Origin of the sequence: Pseudoclavibacter sp. CFCC 13611 (assembly GCF_008831225.1) — a bacterium.
In the GTDB taxonomy this organism is placed as follows: Bacteria; Actinomycetota; Actinomycetes; order Actinomycetales; family Microbacteriaceae; genus Pseudoclavibacter_A.
Map to the genome: position 1 here is coordinate 993,099 of NZ_WBKE01000001.1, position 22,466 is coordinate 1,015,564.

Annotated in this window: 22 protein-coding genes; 21 read left to right on the plus strand and 1 reads right to left on the minus strand. The window is 65.4% G+C overall.

Annotation, left to right across the window (positions count from 1 at the left end; all coding sequences use genetic code 11):
- Positions 1–13 precede the first annotated feature (13 nt).
- The 17 genes from F8O08_RS04320 (at position 14) to F8O08_RS04400 (ending at position 18,667) form a co-directional block, all read left to right on the plus strand.
- Positions 14–364, plus strand: a complete 351-nt coding sequence (locus F8O08_RS04320; protein ID WP_158042635.1) for an HIT domain-containing protein — start codon at positions 14–16, stop codon at positions 362–364.
- Positions 309–1,445 carry a PhoH family protein gene (locus tag F8O08_RS04325; RefSeq protein ID WP_158042636.1) on the plus strand — a complete coding sequence of 379 codons (1,137 nt, stop codon included), beginning with the start codon at positions 309–311 and terminating at the stop codon, positions 1,443–1,445. Before F8O08_RS04320 ends, F8O08_RS04325 begins: the two co-directional genes overlap by 56 nt.
- Entirely contained in the window at positions 1,442–1,909 is a 468-nt protein-coding gene (ybeY, locus tag F8O08_RS04330; protein WP_158037736.1) for an rRNA maturation RNase YbeY, read from the plus strand. Before F8O08_RS04325 ends, ybeY begins: the two co-directional genes overlap by 4 nt.
- A complete protein-coding gene (locus F8O08_RS04335; protein WP_158042637.1) occupies positions 1,906–3,255 on the plus strand; it encodes a hemolysin family protein in 1,350 nt (449 codons plus the stop codon). The genes ybeY and F8O08_RS04335 overlap by 4 nt, the downstream gene beginning before the upstream one ends.
- On the plus strand, positions 3,252–4,238 hold the full coding sequence (era, locus tag F8O08_RS04340) for a GTPase Era (protein WP_158042638.1): 987 nt from the start codon (positions 3,252–3,254) through the stop codon (positions 4,236–4,238). The genes F8O08_RS04335 and era overlap by 4 nt, the downstream gene beginning before the upstream one ends.
- A gap of 146 nt (positions 4,239–4,384) precedes the next feature.
- Positions 4,385–6,163: a 2-isopropylmalate synthase gene (gene leuA / locus F8O08_RS04345; protein WP_158042639.1), complete on the plus strand. Its 1,779-nt coding sequence runs from the start codon at positions 4,385–4,387 to the stop codon at positions 6,161–6,163.
- A gap of 6 nt (positions 6,164–6,169) precedes the next feature.
- The gene (gene recO, locus F8O08_RS04350; RefSeq protein ID WP_158042640.1) at positions 6,170–6,910 is read left to right on the plus strand and encodes a DNA repair protein RecO; all 741 of its coding nucleotides are present in this window, start codon (positions 6,170–6,172) and stop codon (positions 6,908–6,910) included.
- Between the two features lie 12 nt (positions 6,911–6,922).
- Positions 6,923–7,768: an isoprenyl transferase gene (locus tag F8O08_RS04355; protein ID WP_158042641.1), complete on the plus strand. Its 846-nt coding sequence runs from the start codon at positions 6,923–6,925 to the stop codon at positions 7,766–7,768.
- Positions 7,769–7,873: 105 nt separating this feature from the next.
- Positions 7,874–9,259 (plus strand): glycine--tRNA ligase, encoded by a 1,386-nt coding sequence (locus F8O08_RS04360; protein WP_158031238.1) that lies wholly within the window; start codon positions 7,874–7,876, stop codon positions 9,257–9,259.
- Positions 9,256–10,440, plus strand: coding sequence for a CPBP family intramembrane glutamic endopeptidase (locus F8O08_RS04365; RefSeq protein WP_158042642.1), 1,185 nt, complete (start codon positions 9,256–9,258; stop codon positions 10,438–10,440). Before F8O08_RS04360 ends, F8O08_RS04365 begins: the two co-directional genes overlap by 4 nt.
- A gap of 3 nt (positions 10,441–10,443) precedes the next feature.
- The gene (dusB, locus tag F8O08_RS04370) at positions 10,444–11,712 is read left to right on the plus strand and encodes a tRNA dihydrouridine synthase DusB (protein ID WP_158042643.1); all 1,269 of its coding nucleotides are present in this window, start codon (positions 10,444–10,446) and stop codon (positions 11,710–11,712) included.
- A gap of 4 nt (positions 11,713–11,716) precedes the next feature.
- Positions 11,717–13,042, plus strand: coding sequence for a deoxyguanosinetriphosphate triphosphohydrolase (locus F8O08_RS04375; protein WP_158042644.1), 1,326 nt, complete (start codon positions 11,717–11,719; stop codon positions 13,040–13,042).
- Positions 13,043–13,125: 83 nt separating this feature from the next.
- On the plus strand, positions 13,126–15,072 hold the full coding sequence (gene dnaG / locus F8O08_RS04380) for a DNA primase (RefSeq protein WP_158037745.1): 1,947 nt from the start codon (positions 13,126–13,128) through the stop codon (positions 15,070–15,072).
- 43 nt (positions 15,073–15,115) lie between these two features.
- Positions 15,116–16,045 (plus strand): NAD(P)-dependent oxidoreductase, encoded by a 930-nt coding sequence (locus F8O08_RS04385; RefSeq protein ID WP_158042645.1) that lies wholly within the window; start codon positions 15,116–15,118, stop codon positions 16,043–16,045.
- Between the two features lie 28 nt (positions 16,046–16,073).
- Positions 16,074–17,369 (plus strand): alpha-hydroxy acid oxidase, encoded by a 1,296-nt coding sequence (locus tag F8O08_RS04390; protein ID WP_158042646.1) that lies wholly within the window; start codon positions 16,074–16,076, stop codon positions 17,367–17,369.
- Positions 17,370–17,435: 66 nt separating this feature from the next.
- A complete protein-coding gene (locus F8O08_RS04395; protein ID WP_158042647.1) occupies positions 17,436–17,894 on the plus strand; it encodes a GNAT family N-acetyltransferase in 459 nt (152 codons plus the stop codon).
- 152 nt (positions 17,895–18,046) lie between these two features.
- Positions 18,047–18,667 (plus strand): TetR/AcrR family transcriptional regulator, encoded by a 621-nt coding sequence (locus F8O08_RS04400; protein WP_158037749.1) that lies wholly within the window; start codon positions 18,047–18,049, stop codon positions 18,665–18,667.
- A 28-nt stretch (positions 18,668–18,695) separates the two neighbouring features.
- Here F8O08_RS04400 and F8O08_RS04405 read toward each other — a convergent pair whose 3' ends face one another.
- Positions 18,696–19,298: a GNAT family N-acetyltransferase gene (locus F8O08_RS04405; protein WP_158042648.1), complete on the minus strand. Its 603-nt coding sequence runs from the start codon at positions 19,296–19,298 to the stop codon at positions 18,696–18,698.
- An 80-nt stretch (positions 19,299–19,378) separates the two neighbouring features.
- Between F8O08_RS04405 and nrdI the strand changes: the two genes are divergently transcribed.
- The 4 genes from nrdI (at position 19,379) to F8O08_RS04425 (ending at position 22,328) form a co-directional block, all read left to right on the plus strand.
- On the plus strand, positions 19,379–19,822 hold the full coding sequence (nrdI, locus tag F8O08_RS04410) for a class Ib ribonucleoside-diphosphate reductase assembly flavoprotein NrdI (RefSeq protein WP_158037751.1): 444 nt from the start codon (positions 19,379–19,381) through the stop codon (positions 19,820–19,822).
- A gap of 321 nt (positions 19,823–20,143) precedes the next feature.
- Positions 20,144–21,319 (plus strand): hypothetical protein, encoded by a 1,176-nt coding sequence (locus F8O08_RS04415; RefSeq protein WP_158042649.1) that lies wholly within the window; start codon positions 20,144–20,146, stop codon positions 21,317–21,319.
- A 227-nt stretch (positions 21,320–21,546) separates the two neighbouring features.
- On the plus strand, positions 21,547–21,807 hold the full coding sequence (locus F8O08_RS04420; RefSeq protein WP_158037753.1) for a hypothetical protein: 261 nt from the start codon (positions 21,547–21,549) through the stop codon (positions 21,805–21,807).
- A 191-nt stretch (positions 21,808–21,998) separates the two neighbouring features.
- The gene (locus F8O08_RS04425; RefSeq protein WP_158037754.1) at positions 21,999–22,328 is read left to right on the plus strand and encodes a hypothetical protein; all 330 of its coding nucleotides are present in this window, start codon (positions 21,999–22,001) and stop codon (positions 22,326–22,328) included.
- Positions 22,329–22,466 lie beyond the last annotated feature (138 nt).

A 22,466-nucleotide genomic window follows, 5' to 3' on the forward strand; every position in this document is an offset into this window, starting at 1 on the left:
TAGAATGAGCAGCATGAGCGCCGAGACACCCAGCATCTTCAGCAAGATCATCGATCGAGAGATTCCCGCCGACATCGTCGCCGAGACGGACGACCTGATCGCGATCCGCGACATCAACCCACAGGCCGAGCTGCACCTGCTGGTGATTCCCAAGAGCGCCGACTTCCGCGATGTCGTCGAGCTTGCCGACGAGCCCGAGCTGCTCGCCAAAGTGGTGAAGATGGCCGGCGATCTCGCCCGCCAGTACGCCGACGGCGAGTTCCGACTCGTGTTCAACACCGGCGCTGCCGCAGGGCAGTCGGTGTTCCATGTGCACGCCCACGTGCTCGCCGGCCCGACACTCGACGAGGGAAAACTTGCCTGACGCTGCATCAGAATCCACCCGCGGCACCGTACGAGTGCCGCTGAGTACCTCGGCGGTGCGCGTACTCGGCGCCGGCGACCTGCACCTGCGTCGCATGGAAGAGCAGTGGCCCGGCCTGCGGTTTCAGGTCGACCGCGACGGCATCGAGATCAGCGGATCGGGCGAACAGCGCGATGCCGCCGCACGACTCATCGAAGGTCTGGACGCCGAGGCGCATCATCGGCAGATCACCGGAGCCGTCGTTGACGCCGTGCTGAGACAGCAGGCGTCGACTGCGCTGGGCTCTGTCATCGTCGGCGAAGGCACGCGAAGCGTTCGCCCCAAGACAGCCGGCCAGCAGCGCTACGTCGAGGCGATCGATGAGAACGTCATCGTCTTCGGCCTGGGCCCCGCCGGCACAGGCAAGACCTACTTGGCGATGGCCAAGGCCGTGCAGGCACTGCAGCGCAATGAGGTGAGCCGGATCGTGCTGACCCGACCGGCGGTCGAAGCCGGCGAACGACTGGGGTTTCTGCCCGGCGGGCTGCAAGAGAAGATCGACCCATATCTGCGCCCGCTCTACGACGCTCTGGGCGAGATGATGAGCCCCGAGTCGGTGCAGAAGCTGCTCGAGCTCGGCGTCATCGAGGTCGCACCGCTGGCCTACATGCGCGGCCGCACACTCAACAGTTCGTTCATCATTCTCGACGAGGCCCAGAACACCACGCCCGAGCAGATGAAGATGTTTCTCACACGGCTCGGCTTCGGCTCGCGAATGGTGGTGACCGGCGACTCCAGCCAGGTCGACTTGCCGGTGCGACGCAGCGGGCTGATCGACGCCGAGCGTGTGCTCGGCGACGTCGCCGACATCGAGATGGTGCGTCTGAGCAGCGACGACGTCGTGCGTCACGGCCTGGTCAGCGCGATCATCGAGGCCTATGACGATCGTGCGTCGGCCGCCGAAAGCCGCGGGGCACCCAGCGCGGGCGAGCCAGCCGACGCGCGGGAGCATCCGCATCGCCACACCACACAGCCAACCGCGCCCGGCGAGAACGACGGGCGACGAACCACGCCGCGAGCGTCAGAAGGAGCACAGCAATGAGCGTCGAGATTCTCAACGAATCGGGCGTCACGATCGACGAGGGCCGCTTTCAGCGACTCATCACCTATGCGCTCGACGAGCTGCACGTGCACCGTGATGCGGAGCTCTCGCTGATCTTCGTCGAGGTGCCGGCGATGGAGCAGCTGCACATCCGCTGGATGCACGAGCCCGGACCGACCGACGTGCTGAGCTTTCCGATGGACGAGCTGCGGCCGGGAACCTCCGATCGCCCCACAGACCCCGGGGTGCTCGGCGACATCGTGGTGTGCCCAGACGTCGCGGCCGAGCAGGCGGTGCGCGCCGGACATCCCGCTGAGCAGGAGATGCTGCTGCTGGTCACGCACGGCCTGCTGCATCTGCTCGGCTTCGACCACGCCGAGCCCGACGAAGAGAAAGAGATGTTCGCCCTGCAGAACGAAATTCTGATCACCTTTCTGCACAACGAGCGCATCGCGGGACGATGACTCTGTCGCTGATCCTGATCGCCGTGGTGCTGATCGGCGCCGGGGGAGTGTTCGCCGCTGTCGAGGCCGCGATCGTGACACTGCCGGTCGCTGAGATCCGCGAGATCGCCGAAGACCACCCGAAGCAGCGCAATCGTCTGCTGGCCATCGCCGCGCAGCCGCGCGAACATGCCAACACGGCGGCCTTCGAGCGTGTGCTCAGCGAGATGGGCGCTGCGGTGGTCGTGACGATCGCCCTGGTCAACGCCCTGCCGAACATGGTACTGGCGCTCATTGTCGCGATCGTCGCCATGACGCTGGCGTCGTTCGTGCTGGTGGGCGCGTCGCCGCGCACCTTCGGCATCAACCGGCCAGAGAAGGTGCTGGTTCGCACGGCTCGTCTGATCTCGATCTCGCGAATCGTCATCGGGCCGATCGCGGTGTCGCTCTCGTCATACGGCCGTCGAACGAATCGTGTCGCCGAGGCCGATCAGGATGACGACACGCAGCTCATGCATCTGGTCGACAAGGCCGTCGAGCGCGACGTGCTCGAACAGGGGGAGCGCGAGCTGATCCATCAAGTGGTCGAGTTCGGCGACACGCTCACGCGGTCGATCATGATTCCACGCATCGACATGCGCACGCTGGATACGACGACCACGCTCGACGACGCGATGGACGTCTTTCTCGAGAGCGGCTATTCGCGGCTTCCTCTGCAGGACGAAGAGACCGAAGACGTCGTCGGGGTCGTCTACCTGCGCGACGTGGCGCGCGCTCTCTTCGAACAGGATGCCGCACGCGAGGGTCAGCGCACCGTCGAGTTCCTGGCACGTCGGCCGAACCTCGTGCCCGAGTCGAAGCCGATCGACGATCTGCTGGCTCTGATGCAGCGCACACGTCGGCACATGTGGATCGTCATCGACGAGTACGGCTCGGTGGCGGGGCTGGTCACGCTGGAAGACGTCATTGAAGAGCTGGTCGGCGAGATCAGCGACGAGCACGACCGCAACGCCTCCGAGGTCATCCGTCTGGCGCCGCACCGCTACCGTCTCAGCGCGCGACTGGCCTTAGACGAGCTCGGCGACCTCTTCGACGAAGAGCTCGAAGACGATGAGGTAGATACGGTCGGCGGTCTGCTCATCAAGGCGCTGGGGCACCTTCCGGCCCTCAACGAGCGCGTCGTGGTGGGTGACCTGTCGCTGACAGCCGCCAGAATCGACCCGCGAAGCCACCGCCTGCTCACCGTCATCGCCGAGCCCGCAGCAGGCGCCCCGGCCAGCACGAATCGTCCGCAGACGACCGAGACCACACTCGAGCGCGCCCAGAGTCAGCGCGGCGCCTCCGACACCGAGAGAGACCGATCATGACCGATTCCGCCGAATCACCCGTTCAGCCTGACTCCGAGGTCAGTGCGCCGGCCGCGCCAGAGTCCGCGACCGCATCAGCAGCACACCGTCATCCTGACTTCCATGCCGGCTTCGTGGCCTTCGTCGGTCGTCCCAACGCGGGCAAGAGCACCCTGATGAACGCGCTCGTCGGCGAGAAGGTCGCCATCACCAGCGCGAAGCCGCAGACGACACGACGGGCGATCCGCGGCATCCTCACTGCCGATGCCGGACAGATCGTCGTCGTCGACACACCTGGTCTGCACCGCCCGCGCACGCTGCTGGGGCAGCGGCTGAACGACATCGTCGAGGCCGAGCTCGACGGCGTCGACGTGGTGTGCGTGTGCCTGCCGGCCGACGAGGCGATCGGCCCGGGCGACCGGCGGATCATTGAGCAGGTCGGGCGACATCCTCGTGCCAAGCGCGTCGCGCTGCTGACCAAGACCGACCGTGTGCGGCCCGATGACGTGGCCGCCCGGCTGGTCGAGATCGATGCGCTGGCCGAGTGGGCGACGCTGATTCCGGTCTCGGCGGTGACCGACGACCAAGTGGATGTCGTGCGCGACGAGCTGATCCGTCTGCTGCCCGCCTCGCAGCAGCTCTACGACGCCGAAACCCACACCGAGGACTCAATCGAGGTGCGCGCCGCAGAGCTCATTCGCGAGGCGATGCTCGAAGACGTGCGCGACGAGCTGCCCCATTCGCTGGCGGTGGTCATCGATGACGTCGAGGCCCCAGAGGCTGAGGGCGGAGTCACCAAGATCTACGCCAGCGTCTTCGTCGAACGCGACTCGCAGAAGGGCATCATCATCGGCAGAGGCGGGCAGCGGCTGAAAGCGTTCGGCACCGCGGCGCGCAAGCAGATCGAACAGCTGATCGGCGGCCGGGTGCATCTCGATCTGCGGGTGAAGGTCGCCAAAGAGTGGCAGACCTCGCCGAAGCTCCTCGATCGCCTCGGATTCTGAGCCCTCGGGGGTTCTGCTATGCTGTTGCGCATGCGTTCGGTGCAGCTTCTTCTTAGCCGCCGCGGCGAGTCTTAGATTCTAAGACCTTCCTCGCCGCGGAGTTTCGTCGTGGTCTTGACACGCAAGTCTCGAGGAAGAGAAGCACAATGGAAAACCGCCAGCAGCCCAGCGGCATGCACACCGACAAGTACGTTCCCTATCACCAGCAGTTCTCCGTCGAACTGCCTGATCGCACCTGGCCCGATCAGCACTTCACGAAGGCCCCGCGCTGGTGCGCAGTCGACCTGCGCGACGGGAACCAGGCTCTGATCGATCCTATGGATCCCCACCGCAAGCGCGTGCTCTTCGATCTGCTGGTCGAGCTCGGGTTCAAAGAGATCGAGGTCGGCTTCCCCTCCGCCAGCCAGACCGACTTCGACTTCGTGCGGTCTCTGATCGAAGACGGAGCGATTCCCGACGATGTGACCATCCAGGTGCTGACGCAGGCACGTGAGCACTTGGTGCACCGCACCTATGAGGCGCTGCAGGGTGCCAAGCGCGCCGTCGTCCACTTCTACAACTCGACCTCCGTGCTGCAGCGCGATGTCGTCTTTCACAAAGACCGCGCCGGAATCATCGACATCGCCGTCTCAGCAGCGCAGCTGTGCAAGCGACTCGAAGGGGACATCCCCGACACCGAGATCACGTACGAGTACTCGCCAGAGTCGTACACCGGCACCGAGCTCGACTTCGCCGCCGAGATCAGCAACCGCGTCATCGAGATCATCGATCCCACTCCTGAGCGCCCGATGATCCTGAACCTGCCCTCAACCGTCGAGATGACCTCGCCGAACGTCTACGCCGACTCGATCGAGTGGATGGGACGCCATATCGACCGCCGTGACTCGGTGCTCATCTCGCTGCACCCGCACAACGACCGAGGCACCGGTGTCGCTGCAGCCGAGCTGGGCTTTCTCGCCGGCGCCGATCGCATCGAAGGCTGCCTGTTCGGCAACGGCGAGCGCACCGGCAACGTCGACCTGGTCACCCTGGCGCTGAACCTGTTCACGCAGGGGGTCGATCCCGAGCTCGACTTCAGTGACATCCCGCGCGTTCGGCGCATCGTCGAGTTCTGCAATCAGCTCGATGTGCACGAGCGCACGCCCTATGGCGGCGATCTCGTGTTCACGGCGTTCAGCGGCTCGCATCAGGATGCGATCAAGAAGGGCATGGAACGCATGCAGGCCGACGCCGATCACGTTGGCAAAGACTTCAACGAGATTCCCTGGGCGGTGCCCTATCTGCCGATCGATCCGAAAGACATCGGCCGAGACTACGAGGCGATCATCCGCGTCAACTCGCAGTCGGGCAAGGGCGGCGTCGCCTATCTGCTGAAAGCCGATCACAACCTCGATCTGCCGAAGCGCCTGCAGATGGAGTTCTCGTCGGTCATCCAGCACAAGACCGACTCCGAGGGCGGCGAGGTGAGCAGCCCGCAGATCTGGTCGATCTTCTCGGATGAGTACCTGCCGGCCGACGACCAGGGCAACAAGTGGGGCCACTACGAGCTGCTCGGTCTGAGCACCACCTCTGAGATGACCGGTCAGGTGCACATCGAGGCGAACATCCGCCGCGGCGACGAGCGCAGGCAGGTGGGCTCCACCGGAAACGGCCCGATCGACGCGTTCGTCAACAGCCTGCGCGACGCGGGAGTCGACGTACAGGTCGAAGACTACGTCGAACACGCGCTGAGCTCGGGCCGTGACGCCGTGGCAGCCGCCTACGTCGACGCCAGCGTCAACGGGGTGCGTCTGTGGGGCGTCGGCATCGACGCAGACAGCTCGACAGCGGCTCTCAAGGCCGTGGTCTCGGCTGTGAACCGCGCGATCCGAGCTGAGACGGCAGACGCAGAGCGCGAGCCGGCCACCGCATCCGCAGGAGCCTGACCCCGCGTGCCCCTGTATCGTGATGAGGCGGTCGTGCTGCACACCCATGACTTGGGCGAGGCAGACCGCATCATCACGATGCTGGCACGCCACCACGGGCGGCTGCGAGCGGTCGCCAAAGGCGTGCGCCGCACCTCGTCGAAGTTCGGCGCACGCCTCGAGCCTTTCAGCGTCGTCGACCTGCAGTGCTTCGAGGGGCGCACTCTCGACACCGTCACCCAGGCCGTGACCTTGGCGAACTTCGGTGCGGCCGTCGCCGGCGACTACACGAAGTACACTGCGGGCACCGTGATGCTCGAAGCCGCCGAACGGCTCAGCGCCGAGACTGCGAACCCGGCGCTCTACCGACTGACCGTCTCGGCACTGCGGTCGCTGGCCCGCGGGGAACACGATCCCGTCTCGACCGCAGACGCCTTTCTGCTGCGTGCGCTGTCGCTCTCTGGGTGGGCGCCGTCGTTCGCCGACTGCGCACGCTGCGGCGCACGGGGGCCCCACCGACTCTTCTCGGCCGTCGCCGGCGGCATGGTCTGCGACACCTGCGCTCCGAGCGGCTCACTCGCCGTCGAACCGCGCACCCTGGAGGTGCTCGCAGGGCTGCTCTCGGGCGTCTGGGAACTGGTCGACGGCGACAGCGACGACGACGCACTCGCGCGAGCACGGGCACACGAGGTCACCTCGAAGTACACCCAGTACCACCTGGAGCGTCGTGTGCGTTCCCTGCGTCACCTCGACGGTCAGGGCACGTAGAATCAGAGCGCTATGACATCCTCAGCTGATTCGAAGCCCGCCATGCTGCCGCTGGACTATGCCGGCGGGCAGCCGCCGAAGATCCCCGCGAAGTTTCTGCCGGCGCATGTCGCGATCGTCATGGACGGCAACGGGCGGTGGGCGAACCAGCGCGGTCTCACCCGCACCGAGGGGCACCGGGCCGGCGAAGAGGCGCTGCTCGACGTCGTCGCCGGGGCGATCCAGATGGGGGTGAGACATCTCTCTGTGTATGCCTTCTCGACCGAGAACTGGAAGCGCTCGCCCGACGAGGTGCGCTTTCTGATGGGCTTCAACCGCGATGTGCTGCACCGGCGGCGCGATCAGCTGCACGCCTGGGGTGTGCGCGTGCGCTGGGCTGGCCGGCGCCCGAAGCTCTGGCGCTCGGTCATCAAAGACCTCGAGATCGCCGAAGAGCTGACCCGAGACAACACCGTGATGGATCTCACGATGTGTGTGAACTACGGCGGGCGGGCCGAATTGGTGGATGCCATGCGCGCGATGGCCGAAGAGGTGGCCGCCGGTCGGCTGCGTCCGCGCGGCATCACCGAACGCACCATCGAGCATCACCTGTCGACCTGGCCGGTGCCCGACGTCGATCTCTTTCTGCGACCCTCGGGCGAGCAGCGCACCTCGAACTTTCTGCTCTGGCAGTCGGCCTATGCCGAGTTCGTCTTTCAGGACGTACTCTGGCCCGACTTTCGGCGTGCGAATCTGTGGGATGCCGTGGTCGAGTACGCGCATCGCGATCGCCGGTTCGGGGGCGCGGTCGATCATCCCACCGAGGCGTCGGGGGAGCGAACGGTCGAGGCTCGCCCGGATTCTGTGCCGGGCGTCTAGACTGGAGAACGGGTGCCTGCGTGCGCCCAAGCCCTTTCGACCGCGGTCGTGTGACGTGCCAGCCATGTCTCGATCTCGGCGACAGTCAAAGAAACAGGAGTGCGTGTGTCCAAGTCATCCCGTCTCGATGCGGTCATCTCACTCGCGAAGCGTCGCGGGTTCGTCTTTCCCTCTGGAGACATCTACGGAGGCACGCGTTCCGCATGGGACTACGGCCCTCTCGGCGTCGAGCTCAAAGAGAACATCAAGCGTCGCTGGTGGGACGACTTCGTGCGCGGCCGCTCCGACATGGTCGGTCTCGACTCGTCGATCATTCTGCCGACCAAGGTGTGGCAGGCGTCTGGGCACGTCGAGACCTTCACCGACCCTCTGGTCGAGTCGCTGCACACGCACAAGCGCTATCGTGCCGACCATTTGATCGAGGCGTACACCGCGAAGCACGGTCACCCGCCTGTCAACGGCCTCGCCGACGTGAATGATCCTGAGACGGGTCAGCCAGGCGCATGGACCGAGCCGCAGCAGTTCTCGGGGCTGATGAAGACGTACCTCGGCGCCGTCGACAACGAGCAGGGTCTGCACTATCTGCGCCCCGAGACGGCTCAGGGCATCTTCGTGAACTTCGCCCACGTCGTCACCGCCGCGCGCAAGAAGCCGCCGTTCGGCATCGGCCAGATCGGCAAGGCATTCCGAAACGAGATCACGCCCGGCAACTTCATCTTCCGCACTCGCGAGTTCGAACAGATGGAGATCGAGTACTTCGTCAAGCCAGAAGACGCCGACGAGGCGTTCAAAGCCTGGGTCGAAGACGCCTGGAACTGGTTCGTCGACCTCGGCATCGACCCGGCCAACCTGCGCCGGTTCGACGTGCCAGAAGACGACCGCGCACACTACTCGACCGGGACGATCGACGTCGAGTACAAGTTCGGCTTCGAGGGCGGCGAATGGGGCGAGCTCATGGGCATCGCGAACCGCACTGACTTCGATCTGAAGAACCACACCGAGGCTTCGGGCAACGACCTCAGCTACTTCGACCAGGCCACCGGCGAACGCTATATCCCGTACGTCATCGAACCGTCGTTCGGACTGACCCGCTCGCTCATGGCGTTCCTGGTCGACAGCTACGACGAAGAAGAGGTGCCGAACGCCAAAGGCGGCACCGACAAGCGCACCGTGCTGCATCTCGACCCGCGTCTCGCGCCCGTCAAGGTGGCCGTGCTGCCGCTCTCGCGCAACGAGAAGCTCTCGCCCGAGGCACGGGGGCTGGCCGAGCGCCTGCGCAAGCACTGGAACGTGCAGTTCGACGACTCCGGCGCGATCGGCCGTCGCTACCGTCGCCAAGACGAGATCGGCACGCCCTTCGCCGTGACCGTCGACTTCGACACCCTCGACGACCATGCCGTGACCGTGCGCGAACGCGACTCGATGACGCAGGAGCGAGTGTCGCTCGACCAGATCGAAGGGTACCTGGCACAGCGGCTGATCGGCGCGTGACCGTGCCCCGCTCTCAGCGCGAGCAGCCGCAGCCACTCGGCTGGCAGCACCAGCCATTGGGCTGGCACTGGGAGTGGGTGCGGCCCGAGCCTCTGCAGTTTCACCGCCTGCAGCTGAGTCTGCCCAACTACCGCTGGTGGCGGCCTCTGCTGACGGTGCTGCTCGCGGTGGTGTACTACCTCGTGCTCTCGGTGCTGCTGTTCGTGGTCTACGGTATCGCGATGTTCGCAAACAGCCGCAGCGGCCTCGCCGGTCTTGAACAGCTCGACACCTCTCGCGTGACCGATCCGATGACGCTGTCGCTGCTGCTCGTCTCGGTGATCCTGATGGCGCCGGCCGTGCTGCTGGCCTGCCTGTCGACTGGTCTGCGACCGTGGCGGCATATGCTCTCGGTCACCTCACGCATCCGCTGGCGGTGGATGCTCTGGTGCGTCATGCCTGCCGTCGTCACGTTCGTGGGCACGCAGGTGCTGGTCTCTGTGCTCACGATCATCGCGTCGCTCACGACGGGCGGCATCTCAGACCATGAGGCGAGCGCGCTGTCGAGCACACATGGGTGGGGCGGGTGGCCGACCTACGCCGTGCTGCTCGGCATGATCATCGTGCTCGTGCCGCTGCAGGCGGCCACCGAGGAGATCGTCTTCCGAGGGCTCATTCTGCAGACCGTCGGAGGCTGGGTGCGTCGGCCGTGGGTGGCGGCCATTCCCAGTGTGCTGCTGTTCACGGCAGGCCACGGCTATGGTTTCTGGGGGCAGCTGAGCATCGTCGTGTTCGCCGTCACAACGGTCTGGCTCACGATTCGCACTGGCGGGCTCGAAGCCTCGATCGCGCTGCACGTGGTCAACAACGTGCTGCTGTTCGTGGTGCAGGCCACCGGCATCACAGGTGACGACACGCTTGAGGGCTCTGCTGACACGCCGATCGTGCTGTTCCAAGAAGTGATCCTCTGCGGCTCGTTTCTCTGCTGGGTGCTCATCGCGGCGCGTCGTCGTCGCATTGACAACAGGTTTCATCCTGCGCCGCACCCGGTGCCCGTGTGGCACGGAGCGCAGCCGACGTTCGCAGTACAGTCGACGTTCGCAGCACAGCCGACCGATGACACCGTCTCTATCCGAACCCTTCAGCCGTCGACCGACGGCGATGACGAACAGCATCCCCCGATGCAGAGAACACAGAAGTAGCGCATGACAGAACATCTCACCGCTTCGGCCGATGCCCGACCTGCGACGCAGACGCGCGCAGAACGGCGGAACGACGCCGAATCCGCACCAGCAGACGTGCCTTCGGCCACTCGGGGCCTGCAGATCGGCCGCCTGCACGTCGACACCCCGGTCGAGCTCGCACCGATGGCAGGCATCACGAACCGCGCGTTTCGGCATCTTGCCCGCGACTATGGCGGCGGCATCTATGTCTGCGAGATGATCACGACGCGTGCCCTCGTCGAGCGCAACGCCGAGACGATGCGCCTGATCACGTTCGACGACGATGAGTCGCCGCGGTCGGTGCAGCTCTACGGCGTCGATCCGAAGACCGTGGGCGAGGCGGTGCGCATGATCGTGGCCGAAGACCTCGCCGATCACATCGATCTCAACTTCGGCTGCCCAGTGCCAAAGGTGACCCGCAAAGGCGGGGGAGCGGCTCTGCCCTGGAAGCACGACCTCTTCGCCTCGATCGTGCAGACCGCGGTGCGCAGTGCGGGCGATCTGCCGGTGACGGTCAAGATGCGCAAAGGCATCGACAACGATCACATGACTTTCGAGTGGGCCGCGAAGGCAGCCCGTGACGCCGGTGTCGCAGCGGTGGCGCTGCACGGGCGCACGGCGGCCGAGCACTACTCGGGGCATGCCGACTGGTCGGCGATAGCCCGCCTGCGCGAGATGCTTCCCGACGTGACGGTTCTGGGCAACGGCGATATTTGGTCGGCCGAGGATGCGATCCGCATGGTGCGTGAGACCGGCGTCGATGGCGTGGTCGTCGGTCGCGGCTGCCTGGGGCGACCATGGCTGTTCCAAGACCTGGAGCGGGCGTTCGCCGCGTATGCCGCCGACCCGACGAGGCCGAGCTACGAGTATCAGCCCGCGCAGCCGAATCTGCGAGAGGTCGGGCAGGCCCTGCTGCGGCATGCGCGTCTGCTGGGCGATTTCTTCGACGACGAGATGCACGCCTGCCGCGACATCCGCAAGCACGTCGCCTGGTACTTCAAGGGGTATCCGGTCGGCGGCGAGCTGCGCCAGCGCATGGCGCTGGTCGAGACGTTCGGCGAGCTCGAAGACCTGGTGGGGCAGCTCGACGCAAGCGTGCGCTACCCGGGCAAAGACGCCGAGGGGCCGCGTGGTCGCGCCGGTCGCCCGAAGCGTCCGCACCTGCCCGAGCACTGGCTTGAGTCGAACCTGCTCGACGCCGAGCAGTCGTCCTGCCTGCTCGAGGCCGAACTCGACGTGAGCGGCGGCTGATCGCATGAGCGAAACTGAGAGCGGGGCGCGCGACAGTCGCGCGGCTGCCACGGTGGCGGTCACGTCGTCGGGGCGCTTGAAGCGGGCGAAGTACTCCAAAGCCGACCGGGAGCGCTGGTACCCAGAGACCCACACGAACCGCCGCGGCGACTTCGAACGCGATCGAGGTCGAATGATCCATTCCTCGGCTCTGCGCCGGCTGTCGGCCAAAACCGGTGTGTTCTCGCCGACCGCAGGCCTCGACTTCGTGCGCAACCGACTGACGCACTCGCTCGAGGTCGCCCAGGTGGGTCGCGAACTCGGCAAGTCGCTCGGGCTGAACCCCAATCTGGTCGACAGCGCCTGCCTCGCCCACGACTTCGGACACCCGCCGTTCGGACACAACGGTGAGATGGCCCTGGCCGAGTGGTCAGTGCGCTTCGGCGGCTTCGAGGGCAACGCGCAGACGCTGCGGCTGCTCACCCGCCTTGAGACAAAGCGCATGGTCGACGGAGTCAGCTACGGGCTCAACCTGACGCGTGCCACGCTTGACGCCACCGCGAAGTATCCCTGGGGCGTCGAAGAGGGTGTGCGCCGCGCCGACGAGACCGGGGGCCCGCTGAAGTACGGCGTCTACGCCGACGATCTGCCGGTCTTCGAATGGCTGCGAGCCGGGGCGCCCGCAGGGCGGCGGTGCATCGAGGCGCAGGTCATGGATCTCAGCGACGACATCGCCTACTCGGTGCATGACTTCGAAGACGGCATCGTCGAGCGCTATGTCGACCCTGAGATCATCAACGATCCGCAGCATCTCGACGAAGTCCTGCGCGGAGCGATGATCTGGACGGGCACACGGCACTCGCCAGACGAGCTGGCCGCTGCGCTGCATCGTCTGCAGCGGCTGCCGCTCTGGCTCTGGAATTGGAGTGAGAGCCGCGAGCATCTCGCCCAGCTCAAAGATCTCACCAGCGAGCTGATCGGCCGGTTCTGCCGATCAGTCACTGAGGCCACCCGTGCCGCACATCCAGTCGGCAGCCTGATCCGCTACCGCGCCGACGTCGAGCTCCCGGCCGCGACCTCAGCCGAGATCACCCTGCTGAAAGGCATCGTGGGCATGTTCATCATGGCCTCCGACAGCCTGCAGCCGTATTACGAGCGGCAGCGCTCGATGCTGGCGGCGCTGCTCGACGCGCTGTGGTCGACTGGGGACGCACATCTCGAGCCCGCCTTCCGCGAGCTGTGGCGAGCGGCACCCGACGACGACGGGCGTCGGCGTGTCGTCGTCGATCAGGTGGCGATGCTGACCGATCTTTCGGCCGAGCACTGGTACGCACGTTTCGTCGAGGGATAGCCGCGCCTCGTCGACGCACCAGCGAGGAAGGTCGCGTCGAGCCACACGGGGCGGATCAGCGCCGAGGATCTAGACTGGTGGGCATGGCCGGACGGATTGCACGACGCGACATCGACGAGATTCGCTCGCGCATCGACATCTCTGAGGTCATCGGCCAGTATGTGACGCTGAAGTCGGCCGGCATCGGCTCTCTGAAGGGTCTCTGCCCGTTTCACGACGAGCGTTCGCCCTCATTCCACGTGCGCCCCCAGCTCGGCTACTACCACTGCTTCGGATGCGGCGAAGGCGGCGACGTCTTCACGTTTCTGCAGAAGATGGATCACGTCACCTTCACCGAGGCGGTCGAGCAGCTCGCCGATCGGCTGGGCTACGAGCTGCACTACGAAGACGGCGGCCCCGATCTGCAGGCTCGCGGCCGTCGTGCCCGCATTCTCGAGGCCAACGAGGCTGCGCGCAGCTGGTTCGCCCAACAGCTGAACAGCCCCGAGGCGAAGGTCGCCCGCGCCGAGCTGCTGCGCCGTGACTTCGACTCCCACGCAGCCCACGAGTTTCACATGGGCTATGCGCCCAAAGGCTGGAACGGCCTGCGCGACCACCTGCAGCAGCGCGGATTCACCAATGACGAGCTGATCGCCGCCGGGCTCGTCTCGCAGGGCCAGCGCGGCGTCTACGATCGGTTTCGCGGTCGACTGATGTGGCCGATCATCGACCTCACCGGCCGCACGATCGGGTTCGGTGCCCGCAGACTCTATGACGACGATCAAGGGCCGAAATACCTCAACACACCCGAGACCGACGTCTATCACAAGGCAAAGGTGCTCTACGGTCTCGACCTCGCCAAACGCGCCATCGCGAAGAAGCGTCAGGTGGTCGTGGTCGAGGGATACACCGACGTGATGGCCTGCCACCTGGCCGGCGTCGACACCGCCGTCGCCACCTGCGGCACCGCCTTCGGCCCGGGGCACATCGAGGTCATCCGACGGGTTCTTGCCGACGATGCCTCCAAGCCGGCCGAGGTGATCTTCACCTTCGACCCCGATGAGGCGGGGCAGAAGGCCGCTCTGCGCGCGTTCGCCGAAGAGCAGCGCTTCGTCGCGCAGACCTACGTGGCCATCGCACCCGACGGCCTTGACCCCTCAGATCTGCGCATGAGCCGGGGCGATCAGGCCGTGCGCAGCATGATCACGGCGAAGACCCCGCTTTTCGAGTTCGCCATGCGCCAGGTGATCAAGCGTTTCGATCTGAACACTGTCGAAGGCCAGGTGCAGGCGCTGCAGCAGGCCGCTCCGATTGTCGCCAGTCTGCGCAACCGGGCGCTGCAGCCCGGCTATGCCCGCGTGCTCGCCGGATTGGTCGGGGCAGACCCCGACGAGGCTCTGCGCGCGGTGCGAGCCGCAGAACGCGATCGGTCGCGGCGTTCGACGGCTTCGCCTGACGTGCCTGACGCGCCTGCGGTGAGCGCGCAGCAGGTGGGGTCGGGCTTCGTCAGAGCCGGTGATGCCGAGCAGCGGGCGGATGCCGTGAGCGCGCCCGCTCCCGCTGTGCCGGTGCACCGAGCCGATCTGCCGATGGGCTCGCAGCATGCCAGACGCGAGGTGCAGCTCGCCGAGGCTCTTCTGCAGGTGCCCGAGCTGTGCCCGCCCGATCTGCGCAGCCGTGTCGAACAGCTGCCGGTCAACGAACCCCGCCTGCGTCAGCTGCTCGAAGTGCTGTTCTCGGTGCCGAACTACGCCGAGCAGAAGAACCGCGTCGAGACGGTCGGCGAGCGCGTCGCGCCCGAGCTGCAGTCGCTGGTCGGCGAACTGGCGATGACCCAGCTGCCGGTGAGCACCGGTGCCGAGGCGGCCGCCTATGCACGCGAGGTGCTGACCCGGTACCTGCTTGACCGACTCGACCAGCGCATCCGCGAACTGCTCGGTAGACTCTCGCGAGGAGCGGCCGTCGCTCCGCCAGACCAGGTGCGCAACGTGCAGCGTATGCTCGTCGACCTTGAGCAGGAGCGCAGAGACCTGCAGGAGTCGATCGCCTGAGTCTGTGACACACGCGATTCAGTCATCACACAAAGGAGTTCCCATGACGATCACCGTTCTTCCCGAGGCTCAGGCCCCGTTCGTCAAGGCCGTCGCCGCAGGCGGCGTCGAGGCGCAGCCGCTCAGCGCCGAGACCGAGGGTGTGGTCTGGCTCGATCCGAAGGGCGCCTCGCAGCTCGCTGAGGTGCTCGACGCCAACCCTCAGGTTCGCTGGGTGCAGTTGCCCTTCGCCGGCGTCGACGCGTTCACCGACGTCTTCACGAGTCACAGCTCGATCACGTTCACCTCTGCCAAGGGAGCCTACGACGAGCCGGTCGCCGAGCACGCTCTGGCTCTCACTCTCGCTGCGCTGCGTGACTTCGGCCCCTACTCACGGCGCACTAGCTGGAGCGCTCAGGCCGGCCGCTCTCTCTACGACCTGCGGGTGGCAGTCGTGGGCGCCGGCGGCATCGGTCGTGAGATTGTGCGTCTGCTGCAGCCGTTCCGCGCGAAGATCACGGTCGTGCGACGTCGTCAGCAGCCTGTCGAAGGAGCTGAGCGCGTCGTCGACGACCAGACATTCCGCAGTCTGGTGGCAGAGTTCGATGTGATCATCCTCGCTGCGGCACTGACGGCCGGCACGAAGCACCTGCTCGGGGCCGAAGAGTTCAAGGCGCTGCCGAACGACGCGGTCGTCGTGAACATCGCCCGCGGCCCACAGATCGACACGGATGCGCTGGCCGAGGCCATCACCCAGGGCGAGATCGCGGGCGCAGGCGTCGACGTGACCGACCCCGAGCCTCTGCCCGACGGTCACCCGCTGTGGACGGCGGGCAACGTGATCATCACACCGCACACGGCGAACACCTGGGCGATGGCGCAGAAGCCGCTGTCAGCTCGAATCAGCCACAACGTGCGCGCATTCCTCGGCGAGAGCGACGGCGGCAGCGCCGTCGAGTTCGCCGGTGTGGTCGACAAACAGGCCGGCTACTGAACCACGACGAGAAGAGATCAGCAAGACAATGACGAAGCGTCGATTCCCAGATCCCAAAGAGTTCAGCCAGTTTCTGCGGCTGAAGCCGTTCGAGCCCAATGGTAAGAAGCGCCGACTCGACAAGGCTGCCGACCTCTGGGACATCCGGCGCATCGCGAAACGTCACACACCGAAAGTGGCCTTCGACTACACCGACGGTGCGGCCGAGAGCGAGATCAGCCTGCGGCGGGCACGCCAGGCCTACCGCGACATCGTCTTTCACCCCTCGGTGCTGCGTGACATCGCAGAGATCGACACCAGCACCGAGGTGCTCGGCGCCAGTGCCGCCATGCCTCTCGGCATCTGCCCAACCGGCTTCGTGCGCATGATGAATCACGAGGGCGAGGTCGCTGCCGGGCAGGCGGCACGTGACGCGGGCGTTCCGTTCAGCCTCTCGTGCATGGGCACCACCTCGATCGACACACTCGCCCAGAGCACGCCAGGCGGTCGCAACTGGTTCCAGCTCTACCTCTGGAAAGAGCGCGACCGGTCGCTGAAGCTGATCGAGCAGGCGCAGCAGGCAGGCGTTGACACGCTGATCGTGACGGTCGACACCGCTGTGGCCGGCGCCCGCCTTCGCGATGTGCGCAATGGCATGACCATTCCGCCGAGGCTCACCGGCAAGACGTTCATGAACGGTGCCGTTCGCCCATGGTGGTGGTTCAACTTCTTGACGACCGAGCCGCTCAGATTCGCGGCGCTGGATTCGTGGCAGGGCACGGTCGGCGAGCTGGCCAACCAGATGTTCGACCCGACGGTCTCGTTCGACGACGTCGACTGGCTTCGCGAGCAGTGGAAGGGCAACCTGGTCGTCAAAGGCATTCAGAACGTGGATGACGCCAAGCGGGTGCGCGACCACGGTGCCGACGGCGTCTGGCTGTCGAACCACGGCGGGCGACAGCTCGACCGAGCTCCGGTGCCGCTGCACCTGCTGCCAGAAGTGCGTGCCCAGCTGGGCGATGACTACACCATTCTCATCGACACCGGCATCATGAACGGTGCCGACATCGTCGCCGCCGTTGCCAATGGTGCCGACATGGCGATGATTGGGCGCGCCTACCTCTACGGGCTGATGGCTGCGGGCAAAGAAGGCGTCGCCAAGGTGCTTGAGCTGCTGCGAGGCGAGTACACGCGCACACTGCAGCTGCTCGGCGTCAACAGCACGGCTGATCTGACCCCTGATCACGTCGAGCTGCTGCAGCGGCTGACCCCGTTGGCACGGCCTCATGCTGCTGCAGGGCAGCTATCGACCGCTCACTCAGGCCGGAAGACACGACACAGCTGAGGCAGCGGTCGTCATGCAGACGTATATGCTGAGGTCTTCTCGGGCAGGGTGCCATATGATGCTGCCATGAGCACACTGAGACTTGAAGAACTGAACGCGAAATACATCATCGCTGCCAACGCGCTCTCGCTGAAGCCAGGCCAGGCGCAGTACATCGCTCCCGTCTCGTACTCAGCTGCGGTCTCGGTGGTGAACCCCGACACCGCGTGGCAGCGCGTTGTGGTCGATGACGAGACCGACGAGGTCGTCGGCTTCATCCACGGCAGCTTCGACCCGCACGCTGATCGCGACGAGTTCAGCGCGGCTCTCTGGCGCATCCACGTAGACGCCCGGGGGCAGGGAAGGGGCATCGGGCGGTTCGCCGTCGAGGCACTGGCCGACGAGGCTCGGACACGCGGCTTTGGGGCGCTCTATGTGATCTACGAACCCGGGGAAGACGGCCCCGGACCATTCTTCGAGCACGTCGGTTTCATGACCGTCGGCGAGACCCCTTATGGCGAGTCTGTGGCGCGCATGTCGCTGTGACACCCCGCTCAGCCTGAGCAATCACAGGTGGGTGCCACGTCAGACGATGATTATGCGATACACTGTGCAACGGGGGAACCAATGGGGGGACCGTTCGTCTCGGGTCTTCGGGCCCGAGACGAACCGTATCGGCCGTCTCACCTAGGAGCCCCTTGACTGATCCCCGTCTCACGTCAGCACGCGAGAGCTCCGGTCGGCCTCTTGACGCAGGCGTCTCTCAGGCGATCATCGATTCCGTCGTCGACATCACGCTTGCTCACGGTCTGCGTGAGGTGACGATCTCATCGGTCGTGACCGCGGCGAAGACCACGAGACCTGCATTCTACCGTCGCTTCAAGAGCCTCGACGAGATGCTGCTGTTCGTCGTCAATTCACGCGCCACCTCGTTCAACGCCTCAGACCACGGAAGTCTCGAAGAAGATCTGTACGCCGTTCAGCTCGTCTCCGTGGAACGGCTGAACGATCGATTTCTTCGTGCGGTGCTGCCGTATCTGGCGTATCGCGGCATGTCAGACGGTTCTTGTATGCCCCTGTTGAACCGGGAGTTCATCGGCCCCTTTCGCGACACGGTCAGGTCTGCCCTCGAACGTGCAGTCGATCGTGGAGAGATCAGCCAGTTGCCAAATCTGAGCGAGGTCTGCAATGTGCTCTCTGGAATGCTCGTGCCTGACGCACTCTGCTCGGAAGGCTCACGAGATCTCACAGAGCGAGACGCCCGCCGTTCGGCACAGGTCGCCGCGTTGGCTGCGAGGCTCGGGCCGTCAGACGGCTGAGTGCCTAGCCTGGGCCTGAGACGGCCGCTCAGCGATGGTCTCGGCGGATGCTCTTCGTCATATAGCGGCCGGTGCGCGTGCCGTCGTGCGAGATCGGAACCGGCAGCAGCTGATCAGTGCCGGGCGCCAGGATGGGCAGAGTCACGTTCTGAGTGTCGTGCGCGGTGAACCCGAGCGCGGCGAAGAACCCCTCGGATGCCTCTTGACAGACCTCTTCGGCGAAGGTGTAGACCCCCGCGATGCTGGGATGCAGAGACGAAATCGCAAGGGCAGCCTCGACCAGAGCCCGGCCGACGCCGGCTCCACGGTGCTCGGGAATGACGGCGAGCTGGGGGAGCAGCGCCCACTGTGAGACGAACGAACGCGCGATACGTGGATCCAGACCATTTGCGATGATCATGTAGACCTCGGTGTCTGCACGGAGCACACAGGCGCCCAAGAGGGTTCCGTCATCGTCGCGCGCGGCGAGCACCGTCTCATCGACTCCTCCGAGGGATCGAACCAGTGCGGCCGTCTGCGCGTCGGGTTCGTCAGGAAACAGCGGCATCGTCGTCCGGAGCTCTGCCTGGAGCAGAGTGCGGCAGGCGGCGCGATCGTCAGCGCTGCGTGCGCGCTTCACTGAGAGGGACATGACCAGCAGTCTACTGAGCGATTCGGCAGCTCGCCGGCAGGGAACCAATCGACGCTGAGGCAAGAGGCATGATGGAGAACATGAGAGAGACGCCGATCTACTACTACTCGTCAGCCAGTGGCTTGGTGCGACGCTTCGCCGGGCATCTGAACAGAGATGTGCGCGACCTCTCAGATCACGACGTGCGCAACAGCGTCACCGACGGCCCCTGGGTGCTGCTGACGCCCTCGTACAAAGCGGGCAACGGGGCCAATGACACCCTGCCGAAGGCCGTGCTGAGGTTTCTGGCCTCGCCGCAGAACCGACGACACATGGTGGGGGTCATCGGATCTGGAAACCGGAATTTTGGCGAACACTACCAGGCAGCCGCACGACAGATCGCGCAGCGTTCTGGCCGACCGATGCTCTTCGAGTTCGAACTCTCGGGCACTCAGGAAGACGTCGTACGGTGCCGGGAGATTCTCGCCGAGCTCGACGAGAAGCTGGATGAGAGACACCGAATCGACCACACTGAGCGGGTGTAGAGGGCCGATCTGGCGTCTGCTGAGGCATCGTTGGCGTCTGCGCAGGCCCAGCAGCAATCGGCCCAGTCGGAGTATTCCCGGCAGAACCGTGTGTTTCAGCAGTGGGGGTCAGCGCCGGCTGATCAGGTGCCCTCTGGGTTGTCGGTGCCGTCGGGGTCTGTGGTGCGTTCTCTGTACCGGCAGCAGCAGGACGCGGCCTCTCGTGTGGGGTCGGCGTCGTCCCAGGTCGGTGACGCGCAGTCGCGGCTGGATGCGGCCAGACGCCTTGTTGCACAGGCGAAGCAGTCGTATCAAGAAGACGCGCATACCACGGCGGGTCGTTTGCAGGCCGCGACCGACAGTGCGATTCCGAAGGATTCTTGGTGGGAGAAGCTCACCAACTCTGATGCGTGGAAGGTGCTGGTCACGGTCGCGACAGTGGTGGTCGTGGTTGCCGCTGTGGCGGGGTTGTTTCTGTCGGGTCCAGCGGGGTGGATCGCTGCTGGTATCGCGTTCGGTGCGGGGGCGCTGCTGACTGCTGATGATGTTGCTGAGTTCGCCAAGGGCAACATGTCGTTGGGCGAGTTCGTGGTGTCGATGGGGCTGAACTTCATTCCAGGCGGTGCGTTCGCCAAAGGCGGGAAGGCCCTGGCCAAGGGGTTGAGTCGTGCTGCGCATGGGGTGGGTAGGGCCGGGGGTGCTGCGGTGGCGGGCGTGAGTAGGGCGGCGTCTCGTGCGGGTGAGGCCCTGGCCGGAGCGTCACGGCGGGCAGTTGATGGTGTCATTTCGGGGGTGCGGAATGATCCGATCTATCAAGGCGTGCTCGCTGCGGGGAGGCGTGGTATTGACCAAGCCACGGGTGTGTTCGAACATGCGGGGCAGGGGTTGCGGGCCCGGACTGGTATGTTGAGTCGCGTGTCTGGGGATCTTGTTTTGGGTGTGCGTGAGACCGCGATGCGTGCGGGAGCCAGTCAAGGTGTGAAAGGGTTCGTCACCCAGGCCGCGTTTGGTGCCGCGGGGAATGTGGGGGTGTACTCCGTGACGAACGCTGCCGACGGGAAGCCCTGGACGGTGTCTGGTGCCGCAGCCGCCGCGGCTGGTGGCGCGGCCGCTGGCGGCCTCGGATCCCAAGCCGGAAAAGCCGGAGCGCTCTTTCATGGTGATACTGCCCAAGCGGGCGCGGGGGTGGTTGCGTCGGCTGGTGCTGAGGTGATCGGTGGCGTGGTCGAGGACCAGCTCAACGGTCCTGAGAATGACTATGACCTGGTTGACGGTTTGCTTGATGCTGTTGATGGTGGCCTGTTGTCGAAGTTCCCTGACGCTGCCGCTATTTCCGGGGCGAACCCGTCGTGGGGTGCGCATGTGGGTGCCGCGTTCGCGGGCGAGCACGCAGGCTTAGGTGTTGACGCGGCCAAGTTCACGGCAAAGCATGTCGTAGAGAACCTCACTGGAGCCAACGCCGCAGCACCCGAACCCAACCAAGGTACGACAGACTCCAGCCACGGGGCCACGCAATGACCCACCCCCAACCCCAGTCAGGGCCAGAGCCTGAACCAAAGTCTGGACCAGGGGCAGGCTCGGAGTCTGCGGCTAGCGACGCCGCGAGTGGCGGTGTCGACCCGGGGCGTTGGGACAAGACCGGGAAGGTACTCGGACAGATCTGGAACTGGTTGCTTTGGGCTGGCCTTGTCGTGTCGGTGGCCGCCGTGGTGTATGTGTTGACCCAGGTGCCGTGGACTACCACGGTGGAATACTCACGTCGCAACGGCCGTGCCCCACTCTTGGTTCTGCTCGGGGTCCCGGTGATCATCTGGCGGCTCGTGCGCCCAATCAAAAAGATTCGAGCGCTCAGGGCGAAGACGCCCATCACGGAGGAAGCTGAAGACTGGACCTTCTTGAAGATTCTAGTCTTCGTGGGCCTGGTCATGTTCGGCACCTGCGCCTTCATTTTTGGTCAGTTGTACCTGTCGTATGAGTTCTTGCGTGAGGGTGGTGCGTTGGGCTGAATCGGCCCGCCCTGCACTGTTCCTGAACGCTCACGGCTGATGCAGGTAGGCGTGGTGTTGACGGGGCCACGGGGTTGTTCGAGCATGCCGGGCAGGGGTTGCGGGTCGAGGCTGGTATGTTGAGTCGCGTGTCTGGGGATCTTGCTATGGGAGTACGTGAAACCGCGACCCGTGCACTAGCCAGCCAAGGCATGAAAGGCTTCGCCACCCAGGCCGCGTTCGGTGCCGCGGGGAATGTGGGGGTGTACTCCGTGACGAACGCTGCCGACGGAAAGCCCTGGACAGTGCCTGGTGCTGAGGTGGCCGGTGGCGTGGTCGAGGATCAGCTCAACGGTACTGAAGACGACTATGACATGTTTGACGCTGGGCTTGATGCTGTTGGTGGTGGCCTGTTGTCGAAGTTCCCTGACGCGGCCAAGTTCACGGCAAAGCATGTCGTAGAGAACCTCACTGGAGCCAACGCCGCAGCACCCGAACCCAACCAGGGTACGACAGACTCCAGCCACGGGGCCACGCAATGACCCACCCCCAACCCCAGTCAGGGCCAGAGCCTGAACCAAAGTCTGGACCAGGGGCAGGCTCGGAGTCTGCGGCTAGCGACGCCGCGAGTGGCGGTGTCGACCCGGGGCGTTGGGACAAGACCGGGAAGGTACTCGGAC